Origin of the sequence: Streptomyces sp. G5(2025) (assembly GCF_049542075.1) — a bacterium.
Classification (GTDB): domain Bacteria; phylum Actinomycetota; class Actinomycetes; order Streptomycetales; family Streptomycetaceae; genus Streptomyces.
Genome location: NZ_JBMUZT010000006.1, coordinates 2,633,450 through 2,654,837, shown reverse-complemented (window position 1 = coordinate 2,654,837; position 21,388 = coordinate 2,633,450). Strand labels below are relative to the sequence as shown.

Annotated in this window: 14 protein-coding genes; 8 read left to right on the top strand and 6 right to left on the bottom strand. The window is 72.2% G+C overall.

Annotated elements, in window-relative coordinates:
- Positions 1–18 precede the first annotated feature (18 nt).
- From iolB to ACOBQB_RS22775, 4 genes are all read left to right on the top strand, one after another.
- On the top strand, positions 19–831 hold the full coding sequence (gene iolB / locus ACOBQB_RS22790) for a 5-deoxy-glucuronate isomerase (protein WP_423593995.1): 813 nt from the start codon (positions 19–21) through the stop codon (positions 829–831).
- Complete coding sequence (gene iolD / locus ACOBQB_RS22785; protein WP_423593994.1) at positions 828–2,729, top strand: 3D-(3,5/4)-trihydroxycyclohexane-1,2-dione acylhydrolase (decyclizing); 1,902 nt, start codon at positions 828–830, stop codon at positions 2,727–2,729. The genes iolB and iolD overlap by 4 nt, the downstream gene beginning before the upstream one ends.
- Positions 2,730–2,746: 17 nt before the next feature.
- Positions 2,747–4,249, top strand: coding sequence for a CoA-acylating methylmalonate-semialdehyde dehydrogenase (mmsA, locus tag ACOBQB_RS22780; RefSeq protein ID WP_423593993.1), 1,503 nt, complete (start codon positions 2,747–2,749; stop codon positions 4,247–4,249).
- Between the two features lie 385 nt (positions 4,250–4,634).
- Entirely contained in the window at positions 4,635–6,053 is a 1,419-nt protein-coding gene (locus ACOBQB_RS22775) for an APC family permease (protein ID WP_423593992.1), read from the top strand.
- Between the two features lie 166 nt (positions 6,054–6,219).
- On the opposite strand, the gene ACOBQB_RS22770 is transcribed toward ACOBQB_RS22775, so the two are convergent.
- Together ACOBQB_RS22770 and ACOBQB_RS22765 are read right to left on the bottom strand one after the other, a co-directional pair.
- Positions 6,220–7,428, bottom strand: a complete 1,209-nt coding sequence (locus ACOBQB_RS22770; RefSeq protein ID WP_423598673.1) for a threonine synthase — start codon at positions 7,426–7,428, stop codon at positions 6,220–6,222.
- A 36-nt stretch (positions 7,429–7,464) separates the two neighbouring features.
- The gene (locus ACOBQB_RS22765; RefSeq protein ID WP_423593991.1) at positions 7,465–7,938 is read right to left on the bottom strand and encodes a GNAT family N-acetyltransferase; all 474 of its coding nucleotides are present in this window, start codon (positions 7,936–7,938) and stop codon (positions 7,465–7,467) included.
- A 112-nt stretch (positions 7,939–8,050) separates the two neighbouring features.
- Here ACOBQB_RS22765 and ACOBQB_RS22760 point away from each other — a divergent pair, with 112 nt between their 5' ends.
- The gene (locus tag ACOBQB_RS22760; protein ID WP_423593990.1) at positions 8,051–10,714 is read left to right on the top strand and encodes an alpha/beta fold hydrolase; all 2,664 of its coding nucleotides are present in this window, start codon (positions 8,051–8,053) and stop codon (positions 10,712–10,714) included.
- Positions 10,711–11,574, top strand: a complete 864-nt coding sequence (locus tag ACOBQB_RS22755; RefSeq protein WP_423593989.1) for an ABC transporter permease — start codon at positions 10,711–10,713, stop codon at positions 11,572–11,574. Before ACOBQB_RS22760 ends, ACOBQB_RS22755 begins: the two co-directional genes overlap by 4 nt.
- A gap of 43 nt (positions 11,575–11,617) precedes the next feature.
- On the opposite strand, the gene ACOBQB_RS22750 is transcribed toward ACOBQB_RS22755, so the two are convergent.
- The 3 genes from ACOBQB_RS22750 to ACOBQB_RS22740 all read right to left on the bottom strand — a co-directional run bounded on the left by ACOBQB_RS22750 (position 11,618) and on the right by ACOBQB_RS22740 (position 15,964).
- Positions 11,618–12,592 (bottom strand): GNAT family N-acetyltransferase, encoded by a 975-nt coding sequence (locus tag ACOBQB_RS22750; RefSeq protein WP_423593988.1) that lies wholly within the window; start codon positions 12,590–12,592, stop codon positions 11,618–11,620.
- A gap of 1,043 nt (positions 12,593–13,635) precedes the next feature.
- Positions 13,636–15,324 carry a hypothetical protein gene (locus ACOBQB_RS22745; protein WP_423593987.1) on the bottom strand — a complete coding sequence of 563 codons (1,689 nt, stop codon included), beginning with the start codon at positions 15,322–15,324 and terminating at the stop codon, positions 13,636–13,638.
- Between the two features lie 163 nt (positions 15,325–15,487).
- Positions 15,488–15,964, bottom strand: coding sequence for an SCP2 sterol-binding domain-containing protein (locus tag ACOBQB_RS22740; protein ID WP_423593986.1), 477 nt, complete (start codon positions 15,962–15,964; stop codon positions 15,488–15,490).
- A gap of 272 nt (positions 15,965–16,236) precedes the next feature.
- Between ACOBQB_RS22740 and ACOBQB_RS22735 the strand changes: the two genes are divergently transcribed.
- Positions 16,237–18,180, top strand: a complete 1,944-nt coding sequence (locus ACOBQB_RS22735; RefSeq protein WP_423593985.1) for an AMP-dependent synthetase/ligase — start codon at positions 16,237–16,239, stop codon at positions 18,178–18,180.
- 152 nt (positions 18,181–18,332) lie between these two features.
- Here ACOBQB_RS22735 and ACOBQB_RS22730 read toward each other — a convergent pair whose 3' ends face one another.
- A complete protein-coding gene (locus ACOBQB_RS22730; protein WP_423593984.1) occupies positions 18,333–18,779 on the bottom strand; it encodes a hypothetical protein in 447 nt (148 codons plus the stop codon).
- Between the two features lie 399 nt (positions 18,780–19,178).
- Between ACOBQB_RS22730 and ACOBQB_RS22725 the strand changes: the two genes are divergently transcribed.
- Positions 19,179–21,305 carry an ATP-binding protein gene (locus ACOBQB_RS22725; RefSeq protein WP_423593983.1) on the top strand — a complete coding sequence of 709 codons (2,127 nt, stop codon included), beginning with the start codon at positions 19,179–19,181 and terminating at the stop codon, positions 21,303–21,305.
- Positions 21,306–21,388 lie beyond the last annotated feature (83 nt).

Genomic DNA, 21,388 nt, shown 5'->3' with positions numbered 1-21,388 from the left:
GGGCTCAAGGAGGCTCACATGACGTACGTACCGAAAGGCAGTGCGGCCGATGGCCCGTACGCCGTCGACATCGATCCGAAGCGGGCGGGCTGGACGTACTCCGCGCTGCGCGTCGTCGAGATCGGGCCCGGTGGCATCCACTCCTTCCCCACCGGGGAGAGTGAATGGATCGTGCTCCCGCTGACCGGCGGCTGTACGGTGCACACGGAAGGCGGGATCATCGAACTCCTGGGCCGGGAGAGCGTGTTCAGCGGAGTCACCGATTTCGCTTACGTGCCCCGAGACGCCCACATCCAGATCGCCTCCGGCGCGGGAGGCCGCTTCGCCCTGGCAGGAGCGAAGTGCGAGCGTCGACTCCCCGCCCGCTACGGCTCCGCGCCGGAGGTTCCCGTCGAAAGCCGCGGCAGCGGCACCTGCGCCCGCGAGGTCCGGGGTTTCGCCGCAGCGGACGCCTTCGACTGCGACCGCCTCATCGCCGTCGAGGTGATCACGCCCGGCGGCAACTGGTCCTCGTACCCGCCGCACAAGCACGACGAGCACCGCCCGGGGATCGAGGCCGAGCTGGAGGAGATCTACTACTTCGAGATCGAGGCGCCGGACGGGCGGGAAGGCTTCGGCTATCAGCGGGTTTTCCCCTCCCGCGAGGGCGGTACGGACGTCCTGGCCGAGGTCCGCACCGGTGACGCCGTGCTGGTGCCCGACGGCTGGCACGGGCCGTCCGTCGCCCAGCCCGGCCACGCCATGTACTACCTGAACGTGATGGCGGGGCCCGGCGAGAAGAGGGAGTGGCGGATCTGCTTCCACCCCGACCACACGGAGGGATACCGATGACCGTCACCGGGACCGCCACCGGGACGGCCGTGGTGCGGCTCACCACCGCGCAGGCGCTCGTACGCTTCCTGTCCCGCCAGTACACCGAGCGCGACGGCGTGCGGCAGCGGCTGATCGGCGCGACCTGGGGCATCTTCGGCCACGGCAATGTCGCGGGCATCGGACAGGCGCTCGTCGAGTACGCCGATGAGATGCCGTTCCATCAGGGCCGCAACGAACAGGCCATGGTGCACGCCGCCGTCGGGTACGCCCGGCAGTCCGGCCGCCTGGCCACCCACGCCGTCACCACGTCCATCGGGCCCGGCGCCACCAACCTCGTCACCGGCGCCGCGCTCGCCACCGTCAACCGGCTGCCGGTCCTCCTCCTGCCCGGCGACATCTTCGCCACCCGGCCCGCCGACCCCGTGCTCCAGCAGCTCGAAGTGCCGTACGCGGGCGACGTGTCGGTCAACGACTGCCTGCGGCCCGTCTCGAAGTACTTCGACCGCGTGACGCGCCCCGAGGCGCTGATCCCCGCCGCGCTCGCCGCGATGCGGGTCCTCACCGACCCCGCCGACACCGGCGCCGTCACCCTCGCCCTGCCGCAGGACGTGCAGGCGGAAGCCTACGACTGGCCCGCGGAGTTCTTCGCGGAGCGGGTGTGGGGCGTGCGCAGGCCCGCCCCCGATGCGAGCGAACTGGCCGCCGCCGTGAGCGCGGTCCGCGCGGCGCGGCGGCCGCTGGTCATCGCGGGCGGCGGCGTCCACCACAGCGCCGCCGAGGACGCCCTCAAGGAGTTCGCCGACGCCACCGGCATCCCCGTCGCCTCCACCCAGGCGGGCAAGGGCGCCCTGCGCTTCGACCACCCGGCGGACGTCGGCGGCATCGGCCACACCGGCACGGCGACCGCGAACGAACTGGCCCGCGCCGCCGACCTGGTGATCGGCGTCGGCACCCGCTACAGCGACTTCACCACGGCCTCCGGAACGCTCTTCGAACAGCCCGGGGTGCGTTTCCTCAACCTCAACATCGCCCCCTTCGACGGCCACAAGATGGCGGGCACCACCCTCATCGCCGACGCCCGCGCCGGCCTGGAGGCGCTCGCGCGGGAGCTGCGCGGCCACCGCGTCGAGCCCGCCTACTGTCTGGCGTACCGGGGCGACAAGGCGCGCTGGGAGCAGCGCGTCGACGCCGCGTACCAGGCGCAGGAGCCGGACGTGCGGCCCACGCAGGCCCAGGTCCTCGGCGCCCTCGACGAGGTGGTGACGGAGGAGGACATCCTCATCAACGCCGCCGGGTCGCTCCCCGGCGACCTGCACAAGCTGTGGCGGACGCGGTCGGCTCGGCAGTACCACGTCGAGTACGGCTACTCCTGCATGGGCTACGAGATCCCGGCGTCGATCGGTGTCGCGCTCGCCGCGCCGGGGCGTCCGGTGTGGGCGCTGGTCGGCGACGGCACGTATCTGATGAATCCGACCGAGATCGTCACGGCCGTCCAGGAGAACATCCCGGTCAAGGTCGTCATCCTCCAGAACCACGGGTACGCGTCCATCGGCGGTCTCTCGGAGTCCGTGGGCGGCGAGCGGTTCGGTACGGACTACCGCTTCCGGGCGCCCGACGGGTCCTACAGCCAGGGCCCGCTGCCCGTCGACCTCGCCGCCAACGCGGCCTCGCTCGGGATGCGGGTGCTGCGTGCCAAGACCATGCGTGACCTGCGGGAGGCCCTGCGCGAGGCGCGGGGCGCAGACCGTCCCACATGTGTCTATGTGGAGACGGAAACGGCAGACACAGTGTCGGGCCCGCCCCCGGCGCAGGCGTGGTGGGATGTGCCCGTGGCCGAGACGGCGACCCGGGTGTCCGCGGTCGAGGCCAGGGAAGAGTACGACCGGCACGTCGCTGCCCGACGCCGCCACCTGTGAGAGTAGGGATGCTTGTCATGACGAAGACCGTCAACCACTGGATCGGTGGCAAGACTGTCGAGGGCGCGTCCGGAACGTACGGCCCGGTCACCGACCCGGCGACCGGCGCCGTCACCACGCAGGTCGCGTTCGCGGACGTCGACGAGGTGGACGCCGCCGTCGCCGCGGCCCGCGAGGCGTTCGCGACCTGGGGCACCTCCTCCCTCGCCAAGCGGACCGCGATCCTCTTCAAGTTCCGCGCGCTGCTCGACGCCAACCGCGACGCGATCGCCGAGCACATCGTCGCCGAGCACGGCAAGGTGCACTCCGACGCGCTCGGCGAGGTCGCCCGCGGCCTGGAGATCGTCGACCTGGCCTGCGGCATCACCGTGCAGCTGAAGGGCGAGCTGTCGACCGAGGTCGCCTCGCGCGTGGACGTGTCGTCCATCCGCCAGCCGCTCGGCGTCGTCGCGGGCATCACGCCGTTCAACTTCCCGGCCATGGTGCCGATGTGGATGTTCCCGCTGGCCATCGCCTGCGGCAACACCTTCGTGCTGAAGCCGTCGGAGAAGGACCCGTCGGCGTCGATGAAGATCGCGGAGCTGCTGAGCGAGGCCGGGCTGCCCGACGGCGTCTTCAATGTGGTGCACGGCGACAAGGTCGCCGTGGACCGGCTCCTTGAGCACCCGGACGTCGCGGCCGTGTCGTTCGTGGGTTCGACCCCGATCGCCCGCCACATCCACGCCACCGCCTCCGCCAATGGCAAGCGCGTCCAGGCGCTCGGCGGCGCCAAGAACCACATGCTGGTCCTGCCGGACGCCGACCTGGACGCGGCAGCCGACGCCGCCGTCTCCGCCGCCTACGGCTCCGCGGGCGAGCGCTGCATGGCCATCTCCGCCGTCGTCGCGGTCGGCTCCGTCGCCGACGAGCTGGTGGCGAAGATCAAGGAGCGCGCCGAGAAGATCAAGATCGGTCCGGGCAACGACCCGGCGTCCGAGATGGGCCCGCTCATCACCGCCGCCCACCGCGACAAGGTCGCCTCCTACGTCACGGGCGCCGCGGCCGAGGGCTGCGAGGTCGTCCTCGACGGCACCGGCCACACGGTCGAGGGCCACGAGAACGGCCACTGGATCGGCCTCTCGCTGCTCGACCGCGTGCCGACCACCGCCAAGGCCTACCAGGACGAGATCTTCGGCCCGGTGCTGTGCGTGCTGCGCGTCGACACGTACGAGGAGGGCGTGGCCCTCATGAACGCCTCGCCGTTCGGCAACGGCACCGCGATCTTCACCCGGGACGGCGGCGCGGCCCGCCGCTTCCAGCTGGAGATCGAGGCGGGCATGGTCGGCGTGAACGTGCCGATCCCGGTGCCGGTGGGCTACCACTCCTTCGGCGGCTGGAAGGACTCGCTCTTCGGCGACCACCACATCTACGGCAACGACGGCACGCACTTCTACACGCGCGGCAAGGTCGTCACCACGCGCTGGCCCGACCCGTCGGACGCGCCGGCCGGGGTCGACCTGGGCTTCCCGCGCAACCACTGAGTCACGGGATGTAACAGCACGTAGAGCAGGGCCGTCCGGATTCCGGACGGCCCTGATTCTTTTTTGACGCCTCTCTTGCGGTTCCCGTGCACAGGGTGCAATACGGGCAGCGAAAGCGGTCGCGTTCATACGCCTGCAATATGAAGGTCATCATCAGTGTCGGCATGTTCATTGGGACCCAAGAGGGCAAAGCCTTGCGAAAGCGAGGTGGCTTGGGGTGTGGGCGCGCTGCGGATTCCGTAGGTAAATGACCGTTGACGTTCCGGTTATCGCCGGGGTTCGATGACCCGCCGGGAGCCACAGAAACACCCAGTTCAGAAGCCTTCGGAGGCGATAGGGCTCCCGCCGCATCTCCTGCCGCACGAGTCGATCGGAATCGCGCTTCATGACCGACACGCTCCGCCCGCTCCCGTCGCCCACCGCCGCGCCCCCGGCGGCCCTGGCCGTCCCGGGAAGTCCCCAGAAGCTCAAGCGTTCCATCGGCGTCGTCGGCGGCACCCTGCTCACGCTGTCGTGCGTGACGCCCGCCTCCACGCTCTTCGTGGTCGTCCCCGACCTCTTCTCCTCGCTCGGCACCGCCACCGCGCTCACCATCGCGATCGGCTCGCTGCTCTGCGTGGGCGTCGCGTTCTGCTACTCCGAGCTGGGCACCCTCATCCCCAGCGCGGGCGGTGAGTACGCGATGGTCTCCACGATGGCGGGGCGCCTGGCCGGCTGGCTGGTCTTCGTCCTGTCGCTGCTGGTCGTGATGATCGTGCCGCCCGTCATCGCCATGGGCACGGCGGACTACCTGGCGCCGCTCGTCCACCTCGACCCGTCCTACGCGGGCGCCGGCGTCATGATCTGCGCGACCCTCGCGGGCCTGCTCGACCTGCGCGCCAACGCCTGGATCACCGGCATCTTCCTGGTCCTCGAAGTCGTCGCGGCGGGCGTCGTGGCCGTCCTCGGCTTCGCCCACGCCGAGCGCGGCGCGGGCAGCCTGGTGGACCTGTCGGTGGCCGGTTCCGGCCCTGGCGGCGTCGACGCCGTCACGGCCATGCTGATCGTCTCCGGCCTCGCCATCGCCCTCTTCGTCACGCAGGGCTTCTCCACGGCCGTCTACCTCTCCGAGGAGCTGGAGAACCCGCGCCGCAACGTCGCCCGCACCGTCCTCGCCACCCTCGGCATCTCCGCCGTCATCATCCTGGTGCCGGTCATCGCGATCACCATGGGCGCGGAGAGCCTGACCGCGCTGACCGAGGGCGACATCAGCGCCATGGTGGCGGCCTGGTCCAACTCGGCCGTGGGGACGTTCGTCAGCCTCTGCGTGGCCCTCGCGATCATCAACGCGGGCATCGTCATGGTCATCCAGAACTCCCGCGTCCTGTTCGCCTCGGCGCGCGACAAGGCGTGGCCCACCCCGGTCAACAAGGCCCTCTCCAAGCTCGGCGCGTCCGGCGCCCCCTGGATCGCGACGCTCCTGGTCGGCGTGCCCGGCGCCCTCCTGTGCTTCGTCAACCTCGACACCCTGTACGGCGTGACCGGCGTCTCCGTGACCGGCATGTACCTGCTGGTGGCGGTCGCCGCGCTGCTGGCCCGCCGGGGCTCGCACGGCCACGCGGCGGCCTGGCGGATGCCGCTGTGGCCCGCCGTGCCGGTGGTGCTGATCGCCGTCCTCGCGTACGTGCTGAGCCGGCAGGAGACGGAGTACCTGGTGTGGACCGGCGGCATCGTGCTCGTGGCCACGCTCTACTGGGCGCTGTACCTGCGGCCGCGGCGGGACACGCGGTGGCTGGTGAGCGTGCCGGAGGACGGGCAGGGCTGAGGGGCTCCGCCCCAGCCCCCGGCCGTCAATCGTCGGGCGGGCTCACATATGGAGCCCGCCCGGCGATCGAGGACGAGCCCGAAGGGCGATCGACCGAGCCCCGGGCGGCGGAGCCGCAAACTTCGGGAGGGGGCGGGCTCGGGGAAAGAACCGCCGGAGGCGGACCTCAGCCCCTCCCCACCCGCCGCTCCACCTCCGCCCAGTCCTCCGGATCCACCACCGCCGAGCCGCCCGCGTCCAGCAGGTCACGGTCCTTGAACCCGCTCGACGTGGACACGCACACCACGGGCCCGTCGGCCACCGCCTCCCCGAGCTGCCGGTACCCGGCGAGCCCCGCCGCGGCCGACAGCTCCGCCCACAGGCCCGCCCGCGCCAGCTCCGCCCTCGCCGCCGCCATCCGCGCGTCGGAGACGAGCAGCGCCCGGCCGCCGCTCTCCCGCAGGGCGACCACCCCGCGGTAGCCGCCGACCGCGCAGTCGATCGCGTACGCCGCCGTCCCGCCGACCGGGACCCGCGTCGCGGGCACACCCTCCCGCACGGCTGCCGCCAGCGGGCCCCCGGCGTCGGGCTCACAGCTGTAGAGGCGGGGCACCCGCTCCGCGAGACCGAGGGCGACCAGCTCCGCGAAGCCCTTCCAGACGCCGAACAGCAGCTCTCCGTAGCCGGTGGGCAGGAACACCGCGGCAGGGACGCCGAGGTCGGCGTAGATCTCGTAGGCGAGCGTCTTGTAGCCCTCGGGCCCGAACGCGTGCCCGGTATGCGTGGGCGTCACATTGCTCACCGGGTGGTAGCCGAACCGCTCCACGATCCGCCGCAGCAGCGGCCACCGGGCGTCCGCGGGCACCTGGAGCACCACCGCGCCGTACGCCCGCAGGAACGCGTCGACCGCGGGCGGCGTCCCCGCCGAGCAGATCACCACGCACCGCAGCCCCGCCCGCGCCGCGTACGCCGCCGCCGAGGCGCCGTGGTTGCCCGACGAGGCGACGACGACGCCCCCCGCGCCCGCGCCGACCGCCGCGCTGACCGTGACGCGGTTGATGCGGTCCTTGTGGCTCCAGGTGGGATTGCGGGACTCGTCCTTGATCCACAGCCCGTCCCCGAGCGGGACGAGCGGCGTGCCGCCCTCGCCGAGACCGGGCGCGTGCAGTGGCGGCAGGAGCGGGGCCCAGCGCTCGTGGCCGCGCGGCCGGCCGGGCGCGGGGGTGAAGAGGTCGGCGGGCACCTTGTCGTACGCGTAGTCGACCTCGACCGGGTACGACACGCTGTCCGTACTGGTCACTGGGCACCCGCCGGTGAGCGGCGGCCACAGGGGGAAGCGGACGGACGGGTCGCCGAGCGAGCGCTGGCCGATGGCGAGGGAAGCCGGGGATGTCATGGGCGCGGTCATGGCGGTCATAGGCGCAGAGTAGTTTCACCCCTGACGCGGTGCGTCCCGCTCAGCCGAAGTCCCTCCGTCCGAGGCGAAGTCCCACCCGACCGAGGCGAACCGCCCCTCGCCCTTGCCGCCCGCGGCGCGGTACGTCGCCAGCGCCGCCTCGTTGTCCGTGTCCACGCCGGCCCACATGCCGTGACAGCCCCGCTCCCGTGCGAGGGCGGCCAGCGCGTGGACCAGGGCGCGGCCCACGCCCCGGCGGCGGGCGTGTTCGGCGACCCCGAGTTCGTACAGGAACATCTCCGCGCCCTTGTCGGGGTGGACCGTCTCGACGCCGCTGACGAAGCCGACCGGGGCTCCGGCGCTCTCGTCCTCGGACGCGGGGTACGCGAGCAGGAGGTGGTGGCCGGGGCTGTCCAGGAAGCGGCGGGTCGCCTCGGGGCGGGCGGGGCCGTCGAAGAGGTGCCCGGCGGCTGTCACCTCGGCGACCGTCGTCGCGCGTCTGATCTCCACGGTGTACCACGATCGCGGTACGCGGGCGCGGAGTCTACTCCCCGGGGAGGCGGGGGACAGTTCAGACCGGTGGCTGCCCCGGTTGTCAGTGGCCGCCCGTACGGTGGACGGCATGGATCTACGACTGTCCAGGCTCAGGCTTGCCGGACCACGCGGGCCACGCCGGCTCCTCGCCGCCGTGGCCGCCGTCGTGGTGCTCGCGGGCGCCGGCACCTGGACGGCGGTGGCGTCGGACGACGGCCCGGCGGTGCACCGGTCGGACCGCGTGCTCCGCACCGGCGGCGCGAAGATCGACACCTCGTACGTCACGGCCGGGGACGCGGACACCAAGCGCCCCGCCGTCCTCATCGGCCACGGCTTCGGCGGCAGCAAGGCCGACGTCCGCGAGCAGGCGGAGGACCTGGCCAGGGAGGGTTACGCCGTAATGACGTGGTCCGCGCGCGGCTTCGGACGGTCCACCGGCAAGATCGGGCTGAACGACCCCAAGGGCGAGGTCGCCGACGTCTCGAAGCTGATCGACTGGCTGGCGAAGCGCCCGGAGGTGCGGCTCGACAAGGCGGGCGACCCGCGCGTGGGCGTCACCGGCGCCTCGTACGGGGGAGCGGTGTCGCTGCTCGCCGCCGGGTACGACCGGCGGGTGGACGCGATCGCCCCGCAGATCACCTACTGGAACCTCGCGGACGCACTCTTCCCCGACGGCGTCTTCAAGAAGATGTGGACCGGTTCGTTCATCAACACCGGGGGCGGCTGCGAGAAGTTCGAGAAGCAGCTGTGCGCCATGTACAACCGGGTCGCGGTCGCCGGGCAGCCCGACGCGAAGGCGCGCGAGCTGCTCGCCGCGCGCAGCCCCGCCGCCGTCGGCGACCGCATCAAGGTGCCGACGTATCTCGTACAGGGCCAGACCGACTCGCTCTTCCCGCTCGGCCAGGGCGACGCCATCGCGCGGGCGGTCCGTGCCAACGGCGCGCCCGTGACGGTCGACTGGATCGCCGGGGGCCACGACGGCGGCGAGCGTGAGGCCGAGCGCGGGCGCGTCGAGAAGCGCGTCGGCGCGTGGTTCGACCGCTATCTGAAGGGCGACAAGGGTGCCGACACCGGCCCGGCGTTCCGCGTCACCCGCACCGGAGGCGTCGACTCCACCGACGGGGCGGCCCAGCTGCGGGGCGCGAGCGGCGACACGTACCCCGGCCTTCAGAGCGGCCCGCGCGCGGTGCCGCTCAGCGGGCGCGAGCAGACCTTCGACAACCCGGCGGGCGCGAGCCCGCCCGCGGTCTCCACCCTCCCCGGCCTCGGCGGCACAGGCCTCTCCCGGCTCTCCACCCTCGGCGTCGGCGTGTCCCTGGACCTCCCCGGGCAGCACGCCAAGTTCGAGTCGAAACCGCTGGGCGAGGACCTGCGCATCACCGGCACGCCCACCGTGCGGGCCCACGTGAAGTCCACACGCGGGGACGCGGTGCTCTTCGCGAAGGTGTACGACGTCGGGCCCGGCGGCAAGCAGCAGGTCCTGCCCTCCCAACTCGTCGCCCCGGTACGCGTCGAGAACGCCCGGCAGGGCAAGGACGTCGAACTGCGGCTGCCCGCCATCGACCACGAGGTGCAGAAGGGCCACCGGCTGCGGCTCGTCCTCGCCTCCACCGACCTCGGGTACGCCTCACCGGCCGAGCCCGCCAAGTACACCGTCTCCCTGAAGGGCGACCTGACGGTGCCGACGGCTCCCGGCGTGAAGACCGCCGCCGCGCCACTGCCGTCCTGGGTGTGGTGGCTGCCGGCAGCCGGAGCGGTGATCGCCCTCGGCCTGCTCATCACCGGACGGCGGCGCACGACGGCGCCCGCGCCCGACCCCGCGCTCGTCGAAGTACCGCTCCGGATCACGGACTTGAGCAAGCGTTACACGAAGTCCGCCGACCGGTACGCCGTCCGTGACGTCTCCTTCCGCGTCGAAAAGGGCCAGGTCCTCGGCCTCCTGGGGCCGAACGGCGCGGGCAAGACCACGACCCTGCGCATGCTGATGGGCCTGATCCGGCCCGACGCGGGCGAGATCCGCGTCTTCGGGCAGGCGATCCGGCCCGGGGCGCCCGTCCTCTCCCGGGTCGGCGCGTTCGTCGAGGGCGCCGGGTTCCTGCCGCACCTCAGCGGCCGGGAGAACCTGGAGCTGTACTGGAAGGCCACCGGACGCCCCGCCGAGGACGCCCACCTCACCGAGGCGCTGGAGATCGCGGGGCTCGGTGACGCCCTGGCCCGCGCCGTGCGGACGTACTCCCAGGGCATGCGGCAGCGCCTCGCCATCGCCCAGGCCATGCTCGGCCTGCCGGACCTCTTGATCCTCGACGAGCCGACGAACGGCCTGGACCCGCCGCAGATCCGCGAGATGCGCGAGGTCATGATCCGCTACGCGCGCGGCGGCCGCACGGTCATCGTCTCCAGCCACCTCCTCGCCGAGGTCGAGCAGTCCTGCACGCACCTGGTCGTCATGGACCGCGGCCGCCTCGTCCAGGCGGGCCCGGTCGCCGAGATCATCGGCTCCGGGGACACGCTCCTCGTGGGGCTCGCGCGGGACATCTCCGATCCGCTGGTCGAGAAGATCGCCGCGCTGCCCGGCGTCGCCTCGGCGGTGCGCGCCGACGACGGCCTCCTGGTGCGGCTCGACGGCACCCCGGAGGCGGGCGCGGCGCGCCTGCTGCCCGAACTGGTCCGCCTCGACGTGCCCGTGGAGTCCATGGGCCCGCACCGCCGCCTCGAAGACGCCTTCCTGACCCTGATCGGAGGCACCGCATGAGCGCCCCCGCCCTGGAGCGCCCCACGGCGCCCGGCTACCACGCCGGACGCACCCTGCCCCTGCGGGTCGAGGCGGTCCGCCAACTGAAGCGGCGCCGCACGCTCGTGATGGGCGGCGTCATGGCGCTGCTGCCCGTCGTGCTCGTCATCGCGTTCGCCGTCGCCGGTTCGCCGGGGGAGCGCAACAGCGCGGTGACGCTGATGGACACGGCCACCGCGTCGGGCGTGAACTTCGCCGCGACCTGCCTGTTCGTCTCCGCCGGCTTCCTCCTCGTCATCCCCGTCGCCCTGTTCTGCGGGGACACCGTCGCCTCCGAGGCGAGCTGGTCCTCCCTGCGCTACCTCCTGGCGGCACCCGTGCCGCGCGCCCGCCTCCTGTGGTCCAAGCTCACCGTCGCGCTCGCCCTCAGCGCCGCCGCCATGGTGCTGCTCCCGCTGGTCGCACTGGCGGTCGGGACGATGGCGTACGGCTGGGGCCCGCTGGAGATCCCCACCGGCGGCGCACTGCCGGCGGCCACGGCGGCCCAGCGCCTGCTGATCGCCGTCGGTTACGTCTTCGTCTCCCAACTGGTCACCGCCGGCCTCGCGTTCTGGCTGTCGACGAAGACCGACGCCCCGCTCGGCGCGGTCGGCGGCGCGGTCGGCCTGACGATCGTCGGCAACGTCCTGGACGCGGTGACCGCGCTGGAGGACTGGCGCGACTTCCTCCCCGCCCACTGGCAGTTCGCCTGGGCCGACGCCCTCCAGGCCCGCCCCGAGTGGGGCGGCATGATCCAGGGTTCGGCGATCTCGGTGACGTACGCGCTGGTGCTGTTCGCGCTGGCGTTCCGGGGGTTCGCGCGCAAGGACGTGGTGTCCTGACCGGCGCGAGGGAGGTCCCGCAGCCGCGTGTACGGCGGTGGACTCAGCGCCAGTCGTCGATCACATAGGCGTCCGGGTGGCTGTAGCCGGGTTCGTTGGGCTTGTGCATGGTCACGCCCTGCAGCCAGGTACGGAAACCGCGGTCGACCATGCGCCGGTAGGCATCCTGGCGGGCCAGGTTCATTCCGGCGTCCAGTTGTCCCAGCCCCTTCTCGGTGGCCAGCTGCTCGCACGCGTCCAGCAGCCGTTCGAACCGTTCCGCGGCATCCGGGCCAGGGCGTACGGCGCCGAACTTGACGTAGCACACGTCCTCGCCGGCCTCCGACCCCGCGCCGCAGTGGCAGACGGCCAGACCGTCGAGACCGGAGTCGGCGCCCTGGAGGAGGACGGTGTCGCCGAGCCCCTGCGCCTGCGCGGCCACGATCTCGCGCTCCAGGCTCAGGCCCTCGTACACGGTCCCCGTCAGCGCGCGACTGAGGCTCAGTGCGTCGCGCCGCTCAACGGCGCTCAGCTCGCCGTACAGCACTCGGCCGGGGACCGCGGCACGGACGGCGACCTGTTTCTTCATGATGGCGGTAAGGAACCGGGGCCAGAAACCGTACCGGCGGTAGAGCTCAAGGTGCTTGGGACTGTGCGAGAAGGTGAACAGGCCGACGTGGCGGTTCTGCCACGCGTCGAAGCAGGCCATGACCGGTTCCATGAGGCGCCTGCCGATGCCCTGGTCCCACAGATCCGGTCGGATGGTCAGTGGGCCGAAGAACCCGACGCTGCCCCAGTCGGCGGCGAAGTTCGATCCGACGACCTCGCCGTCGACGGTCGCCGCGAAGGCCGCGTGCGGATCTGCCGCCCAGCGGGTGCGGACATAGTCGGCGGCCCCGAAGAACGTCTCCGGCTCAGGGGCCCCGAAGAAGGTCCCGAAGGCGACCCTGAAGATCTCGTCGGCCCGATCCAGGTCCGGCTCCACCAGCGGGCGGACGGACACCGCGGCCGCGACACTCGTTCGCTGCGCTGCGGACATGATCGCTCTCCTTTTTCCGCCCCCAGTTTTCCGCGCCAGCTTTTCCGCCCCCAGTTCCATCGCACCACGGACGTGCGCCACGGGCCAGCGGCATGTCCGGCGGTACCTCAAGGCGGCGGGTTCGCTGATCCTCCCAAGAGGTTCGTCCAGGGCCCCATGAGCTGTTTTTAAATCTTCGTACACGGCCTTGTGGGCATGACGTGCAGAGGCCAGACTCATACATCTCCGACAGGGTATTCCACGAAATCGAGGAGAGTTATGCGGCGTCTACTTCTGGCATTATTCGGTGCCGTAATTCTGGCCATAGGGGCGGGAACGGTTCCGGCCGCCGCGTCCTCCCCTCAGGCTGCGGGAAGCCTGTCCCCCGTACAGGCGACAGCCAATGAGCAGCAGTGCACCACGACCATCAACTCCAACTCCCGGCTATGCCTGGCCTTGGTCAGCTCGACGTTCGTCGGGCAAGCGACCCTGCACAGCCCGCCCAGCAACTGTGCCGGATACCGTGTCGCCCTGGTCGATTGGGTCACTGGCAAGCCAGTGGTATCCACCAGTCTCAGGCCCTGCGGTGAGACTCCCTCGAAACAGGTGACCGCTGACGCCTCACGCTTCACACGGCAGACGGCATACGCAACATTCACCATGTACAACAGTGCCGGAACGAATATCTATTTCAATTACACCGCCCCGATCACCTACCCCTGAACGCGTGAGGTCCCCATGGTGAGGGCGTGTCGCCGTGGTTCGCCGGCCGGTCGGTCAGTCGGCGGCCCGCAGTCGGTATCCGTAGGCGTACGTACGCCCGGCGCGCAGCAGGTACGGATCCTCCGGCGGCGCGCCCCACGAGTCGTTGCCGCCGCGGGTGCGGGCCGGTTCCCTGTTGACCTGGAAGACTCGGACGGAACGACCGGTGGCTCGGACGGTAGGCGCTCATGCGGCAACTCCGAGCGTAAGGCAACAAGAATCACCAGCATCCGACGCGTTCACTCACCGCACAAGGGCAATGCAAGCCACGGGGACCGCCCTGTGCCCCCCCCTGGTGGGGGCTACCCGCACAACTCCCGCTCCGCCCGCACCGGATCATTGGGAAACCGGAACGCCGTGAGCTCCGCCGCACCCGTCAGATTCCGCCAGAACCGCCCGGCCGTCATCGGCGCCCGCGTGGCCGCCCGCAGCTCGGCGAACGGCTCGCAGCGCAGGGCGCGCCGGGCCGCCGCGACGCGCTTCGGGTCGAGCCCTTCGGGCAGCGCGCCCCGGACTCCGCGGTCGGCGAGGATCCACTCGTCCGGCAGCCGCTTGTCGTGCCCCACCCGGCCGTTGATCGGCTGGGAGTGGGCCGCCAGCGGATAGGCGAGGCCGATCGGGTCGAGCGCGGCGCCGGACAGCGGGATCACGGAACCGCTGAACCCGAGCGTGTTGTAGACCCCGGTGATCCCCGGCCGGGCCGCCGCGACCGGGCTGCGGGCGAGCAGTAGCGTGGGCGCGCCGTCCCGTGCCCGTTCCCGCACGAGACCGGCGTACGCCATGTTGCCCGGCTGCCCCGCGAAGGTGTGGTGCACGGGGTGGAGGGCGTCGTTCTGCTGGACGTACACCCCGCGCTCGTCCGCGATCCCGCCGGGCCCGATCCGCCCCTCGTACGGCACCCGCAGCACGGCCGCGCACGTCACGGCCCACACCGCGACCCCGGCGGCGACGATCGTCCACGCGCGCGTGACGGGCACGAGGAAGACCGGCAGCAACATCAGCAGCAGCCCCGGCAGGAACATCCGCCCGTGCATGAAGTCGCCGCCCACCTTGATGACGTAGAGCCAGCAGAGCGCCCCGGCGACCACGGGCGCCGTCACGACGACGCGCTCGCGCATCCGCCCGGACGCCAGGAGACCCGCCACGATCATCAGCAGCGGCAGCCACAGCAGATACGTACCGGCGAAGTCGTCGAGATAGTCCGCGCCCCGCCACCACAGGCTCCGCGAGGCCTCCTTGGTGACGCCCGGCAGCGGCATCAGGTGGCCGTAGTAACCCATGCGGAAGATCTCGTACGCGATGGGCAGCGCCCCCGCGGCGCCCGCGCCCGCGAGCACCTTGCGCCAGGGTGGGCGTGCCACGGCCCACTGGGCGGCGAGGAAGACCAGCGACACCAGCGCCAGATCCGGCCGCACGAGGGGCCCGAGCCCCAGCACCGCGCAGGTCGCCAGCTCCCGGGGCCGGGTGACGAGCATCAGCCAGGCGCCCGCGATCCAGCAGGTCGCGAGCCCCGTCTCCAGGCCTGACGTCGCGAAGTCCCAGACGGGCGGGAGGGCGAGGAGTACGAGGGCGCCGCAGGGCAGCAGGAGGCCGTCCCCGCCGCGCAGGCGCAGCGCGGCGGCCGCGGCGAGAGCGAAGCCGACGGCGGTCAGGAACAGCCCGCCGTACATCGCCGCCGTGGGGATGTCGAAGCCGGGCGCCCCGGCGGCGACCAGCAGCCACTGCCACAGGGTTCCGGTGGACGACTCCGCCCGCTCCCCGGCGTTGAAGACGGGGCCGTTGCCCGCCAGCACCTGGCGCACCGTCCGCACATAGATGTGACCGTCGTCGGACATCCACCGCCGCTGGAACCCGGCGAAGGCGACGACGAGGGCGGGCAGAAAGGCGAGCCCGAGCCGCGCGGCCGCCCGCCATCGCTCGCCCCGGGCGTCGACGGGCAGCGGCTCCGCGGTACGGACACCAGAGGAGCCGAACGAGTACGTAGACGTCATGGGCCCTACATCGGCGCAGCTCACCCCAGCCTTGAGCCTCCGGCGGCCTACGCGGCCCCGGCCCCCCGAAGCCGTGCGCCTCGCCCCCCGGCAGCGGCTTCGTCCCGCCCAGCAGCCGGCCTCGCGCCGCCCGGCAGCGGCAGTGGTTACGCCCCGCCCGGCGTCACACCCCCGGCTTCGGGATGTCGAAGTACCGCGTGAGTCCCGCCGCCAGCGCGACATCGCCCACGACCCTGACCTTGCGCAGCACGAACAGCGTGACGGGACTGGCGTTGCCCGATACGAGTTTGAGGAACGCGGCGTCGCCCAGGACGAACGTGACGCGCGGTGCCGCCTTTGAACATCCCTCCCGCACGGTGCAGACCCCGTCCGCGATCCGCGTCTCGTACACGACCTCGGGACGGCCGCCGCTGCCCGTGATCCGCCAGCGGAGCAGCGCCGTCAGCGAGCCGGCCGCCTCCGGCCTGAACTGCCGCTCCACGCGCCGGAAGACCTCGCCCAGGACGCGTTCGCGCAGCGCTCCGTCGCGGGCGATGAGGGCTATCTCCTTGTCGGAGAGTCCCTTCACGATGCGGGCGAACTCCTGCGGGGTGACGCTCGCGAAGTCCAGTCCGGCGATCCTGCTGATGGCGTCCGCCACGGTCGTCTCCTTGCCCGGTCCGCCTTGCGGCACTTGCTCCGTGGCAGCGTACGGCGGGGGCGGGCGGCACGGGAAAACGCGTACGACTGTTTTCGCTGTCCCGCTGTCCGGCCCATTGAATTTTTCTTACGGACGAGTAAGTTGACGGCCGCGTAAGCAAGCGGGCACCACGCCGAGCGAGACCGCCGCACCTCCGCCGCACCCATCCGCCGCACCTCCGCCGCACCCATCCGCCGAACCCCTCCGTGAACCGGACCACCCCGGGAGCCGTCATGGGCGTACGCAAGGATCTGAGCAGGGCACAGCGCCGCACCGACCTCGCGGGCCGCGCCCGGGTCGAGCTCGTCAGGGACGCGCACGGCACCGTGCGCGAGGCCCGCACCGCCCCGCTGGCCCCGCTGGCCACCACGGGCAGCACCGGCGGCATCGCTGACATCCCCTTCACCAACGCCGAGGAAGCCCCGGACGCCGTGGTGCTGCGCCGCAAGCAGGGTGGCCGGTGGCACCCCGTGACGGCGGCCGCCTTCGCGCGCGAGGTGACGGAGACGGCCAAGGGGCTGGTGGCGGCCGGCCTCGAACCCGGCGGACGCGTCGCCCTGATGTCGCGCACGCGTTACGAATGGGCGGTCCTGGACTTCGCGATCTGGGCGGCGGGCGGCCAGAGCGTCCCCATCTACGCCACCGCGTCGGCGGAGCAGATCGAATGGATCGTCCGGGACTCGGGCGCCCGCCTGGTGATCGCGGAGACCGCCGAGAACGCGGCGACCACCGAGGCGGCCCTCAGTACTTCCGGTGGGGCACCGCCCCACATCCGGCACCTCGACGGCGGCGCGATGGCGGAACTGACGCTGCTGGGCAGGGACGTGCCCGACGAGGAGGTGACGAAGCGCCGCGCCGCGCTGACCCCCGACACCATCGCCACCCTCTGCTACACCTCTGGCACCACCGGGCGCCCCAAGGGCTGCGTCCTCACGCACGGCAACCTCCGCGCCGAGGCCGCCAACACCGTCGAGCTGCTGCACCCCGTCTTCAAGGAGATCACCGGACAGATCGCCTCCACGCTCCTCTTCCTGCCGCTCGCCCACATACTGGGCCGCAGCATCCAGATAGCCTGCATGCTCGCCCGCATAGAGGTCGGCCACTGCCCGAGCATCAAGCCGGACGAACTGCGGCCGGAACTCCGTGCCTTCAGGCCCACGTTCCTCGTCGGCGTCCCGTACCTCTTCGAGAAGATCCACGACACCGGCCGGGCGACCGCCGAGAAGATCGGCCGCGCCGCATCCTTCGACCGGGCCGAGCGCATCGGGGTCCGCTTCGCAGAGGCGTACCTGAACAGGTTCCTCGACCCGCGCGAACCCGGCCCCTCGCTGGGCCTGCGCCTAGGCTGGGCGCTGTACGAACTCCTCGTCTACCGCCGCATCCGCAAGGAGGTCGGCGGCCGCCTGCGGTACGCGATCAGCGGCGGCTCCCCCCTGGACCGCGACCTCAGCCTCTTCTTCTACGCCGCCGGGATCATCATCTACGAGGGCTACGGCCTGACGGAGACCACGGCCGCCGCCACCATCACACCGCCGCTGCGGCCACGCCCCGGCACGGTCGGCCTGCCCGTGCCCGGCACGTCCGTACGCATCGTCGACGACGGGGAGGTGCTGCTCAAGGGCGGCATCGTCTTCGGCGGGTACTGGAACGACCCGGCGGCGACGGACGCCGTGCTCACCGACGAGTGGTTCGCCACCGGTGACCTCGGAGCGCTCGACTGCGACGGCTACCTCACCATCACCGGCCGCAAGAAGGACATCATCGTCACCTCCGGCGGCAAGAACGTCTCGCCCGCCGTCCTGGAGGACCGCCTGCGCAGCCGCGCGCCCGTGGGGCAGTGCATCGTCGTAGGGGACAACCGTTCGTATGTGGCCGCGCTCATCACCCTCGACCCCGAGGCCGTCGAACACTGGCTCGCCGTACGCAAGCGCCCCAAAGGCACCCCGCTCGCGGAGCTGGCCCGCGACCCGCAGCTGATCGCGGAGGTCCAGAAGGCGGTGGACCACGGAAACGCGGCGGTCTCCAGGGCCGAGTCGATCCGCAGGTTCACCATCGTCGAGGGAGAGTTCACGGAGGACAACGGCCTGCTCACCCCGTCCCTGAAGATCAAACGGGGCGCGGTGGCGGCGGCGTACGCGGGAGAGATCGAGGCGCTGTACGAGGGGGGCGGGGCGTAGGCGGGCGCGCCGCGTGACGCCCGAGACCCGAGGCCGAGCCCGAGGCCGAGCCCGAGGCCGAGACCCAAGGCCGAGACCCAAGGCCGAGACCCAAGGCCGAGACCCAAGGCCGAGACCCAAGGCCGAGATCCTGAGCTCGCCACCGTCCCGCGTCAGGTACGGGACTGCCGCACGAGTGGCACGAGCCGCACGAGCCGTTCGACCTGCTTGTGGACCACCACGTCGAGCGGGAAGCGGGGCGGTGCCCCCGCCAAGCCCCGGTCACTGGCGTCGACGGTGAGCGAACCGACACGCACCATGACATGGCGGTCGGTCGGCACGCCGCCGTCGGGACCGTCCATGCTCAGCTCGAAGGCGACGGCCTCATCGCCGAGCTTCGGCCCGGGGACCTTCCCCACGGAGATCCGGGAGTCGACCCTGCCCTCCGGGGTCCGGCCCACCAAGGTCTCGCAGGTCTCACGGCCTTCCTCGAACGCCCGGAAGCGCTCCGCCGCCGCATCCCCTTCGTACGAGGCCAGCCAGGTCCGGCCGACCCAGCGCTCCTTCTTCCACCAGAAGTTTTGGAGCACGGAGACGGACGAGCCCTGCGCGACCAGCATGTCGAATGTCGAACACCTCCTGACACCCCGGGCCCTTCACCAGGACGGGCGGGTCGTACTTCGGCACGGGCCCCTGCTGGGTCTCGCTCACCGCTCCGGGCACGTCCCGCGCCCGGAGCCGCAGCGCTTTGAGATCACCACCACACGCCACCTCGACCGCATGCCCGCCGCCCCCTGCTCCACTCCGGTACTCCACCGCCTGCGACGGCCAGAGACTACGGCCGACCCGGCCGTGACGCCCGCGCGGACCGGATACACAGACGGATATTGGGGCACGAACCGGTCAGTCAGGCGTAGTTGACGCAGGCTCAAATGTTCCCAAGGCCTGTTGGCGCGGGGATAAAGTCCCGAAGAGACCGGATCGGTGACAGGTCGGAACGGGACAGGGGAGGGGCCGACGTGCTGGAAACCGTGGCGCTGAGCGCGCTGACCGCCTTTCTCACGGCCGCGTGGGGCGGCGCCGCGGGAGAGATGGGCAAGCAGGCGCTCCTGTCGACCGGGGCGCTGGCGAGAAGGACCATGAGGCGGGAGACGCCGCGGCCGACCGCCCCGCAGGAGTGGCAGGCGCTGGCGGGCCAGGTGCACGCACGCCTCGGGGACGACCCGCAGCGGGCGGGCGAGTGGGCACTCCTCATGCACAGCCTCTCCGCGCAGCAGACCATGGCGCTGCTCCCGGGACAGGGACTTCCGCCGGCGTCGAGGGACTTCACCAACCGTCAGAAGGTTTTGCGGCAGCTGAGGCGGGAGGCGACCCGCCCCGCCGACGGGCGTCCGCGCGTCGCCCTGCTCCACGGGCCACCGGGGATCGGGACCACCGCCGTGGCGCTGCACCTGGGCGCGGTGCTCTACGCCGACTTCCCCGACGGGCAGTTCTACGTCGACCTGCGCGACCCCTCGGGCGGGCACGGCCCGGGGCCCGCCACGGTCCTGCTCCGCCTGCTGCGGCAGATGGGCGTCCCGCCGGAGCGGATGCCACCCAGCGCCTCGGGCCGCGAACAGCTCTACCGTCGGCTCACCGCGGGCCGCAGGGCCCTGCTGGTCGTCGACCATGCTTCCTCCGTCGCCCAGGTCCGCGCTCTCGTCCCCGCCACGCCCGACGTCTTCCTGCTGGTCGTCGTGTCCGGCCGGCCCTTCGCGCTGGAGGCGGAACGCGTCCCTGTCCCTCCCCTGAGCGACCGGTACGCGGTGCAGATGGTGAGGAGGGTGGCAGGGCCGGACAAGGCCGCGCGGGCCAAGGCCCGGTTGCCCCGGCTGCTGGAGCGGTGTGAGGGCAACGCTTTCGCCCTCAAGGCCGAGGCGGTACGTCTGCAGACCGAGGAGGAGGACGCCGTGGAGCCGACCGCCGACGGGCCGGGCCACGACCCGGTGCGCGACACCGCCCGGAACGCGTGCGGCCGCCTGAGCCCGGAAGCGGCGCGGCTCGTCCGGCTGACGGCGCTGGGCGGCTGGCCCTTCGTGGACGCCCGCCTCGCCGCCGCGGCCGCGGGCACCACGCCCCGAGAGGCGGCCCGGATGCTTTCCGAGGCGTGCGACGTCCAGCTGCTGGACCCGGCGGCGGACGACCGCTACCGCTTCCGCCCCGAGGTGCGGCGCTACCTGGCCGACACCGCCGGCCCGGAGCACGGTGCGGCCGAGTGCTCCGCCGCGGTGGAGCGCGCGCTCGACGCCGTGCTGAACCGCGCTCTGCACGCGGCCCACGCCGCACTGCCGCAGAGCTGGCGCACCGAGCCCGCGCCGGAGGACGGGGACGGGGACGCGTACCGCGACGAAGCGCAGGGCGTGGCAGCGCTGGCGGCCGAGGTCGGCAACGTGGTCCGGGCGGTGTCCGTGGCCGTGGAGCACGCGCATTCCGTGACGGCGCTGCGGCTGGCCCGGGCGCTGTGGCCACTCCAACTGAAGGCCGGTTATTGGGACGAGGTGCTGCCGGCGCTGCGCGTGGCGGCCCGGTGCGCCGACGAGCGCCGGCCGCTGTCCCGTAGGGCGGCGGGGCTCCACTTCCAGCTCGCCCACTGCCTGGGAGAACTCGAACAGTGGGACGAGGCGGAGCGCGAGGCGCGTGCCGCCGTCGACAGCGAACGCGCTGCGGAGCACGTACGAGGCGAGGCGTCCTCCGTCGAACTGCTCGGCCTCCTGTCGCTCTACCGATGGCGGTACGAGGCCGCCTACGAGCGCTTCGTCGAGGCCGAGCGCATCTATCGGCGAATCGCTCCCGGGCAGGAGGGGGCGCAGGACGTGGGCCGGGCCCTCGCGCTGGCCGAACGCCACCAGGGGCGGGCCCTGCGCGGCATGGGGAGGCTGGCGGAGTCCCAGAGGCTGCTGGAGTCCGCGGCGAACTACTTCAAGGAGCAGGGAGAGAGCTACAACCGTGCCCGCGCGCTCACGGACCTCGCCGAGACCCTCCTTGACGCGGGCGAGCACGGCGAAGCACTGACGAAGATCACCGAGGCGGAGCCCCTACTCCCTCCGGAGGCCGCTCCACACCTGCGGTACCTCGCGGGGCTGCGGTTGCGCTGCGAGGGGCGTTAGGGGGGCTGACAGGGGACGGGGGAGGGCTGGCCTCCGGCCGCGTGCATTCCGGACGCTGCCTGCGTACCTGTGGTGTCCGTTGG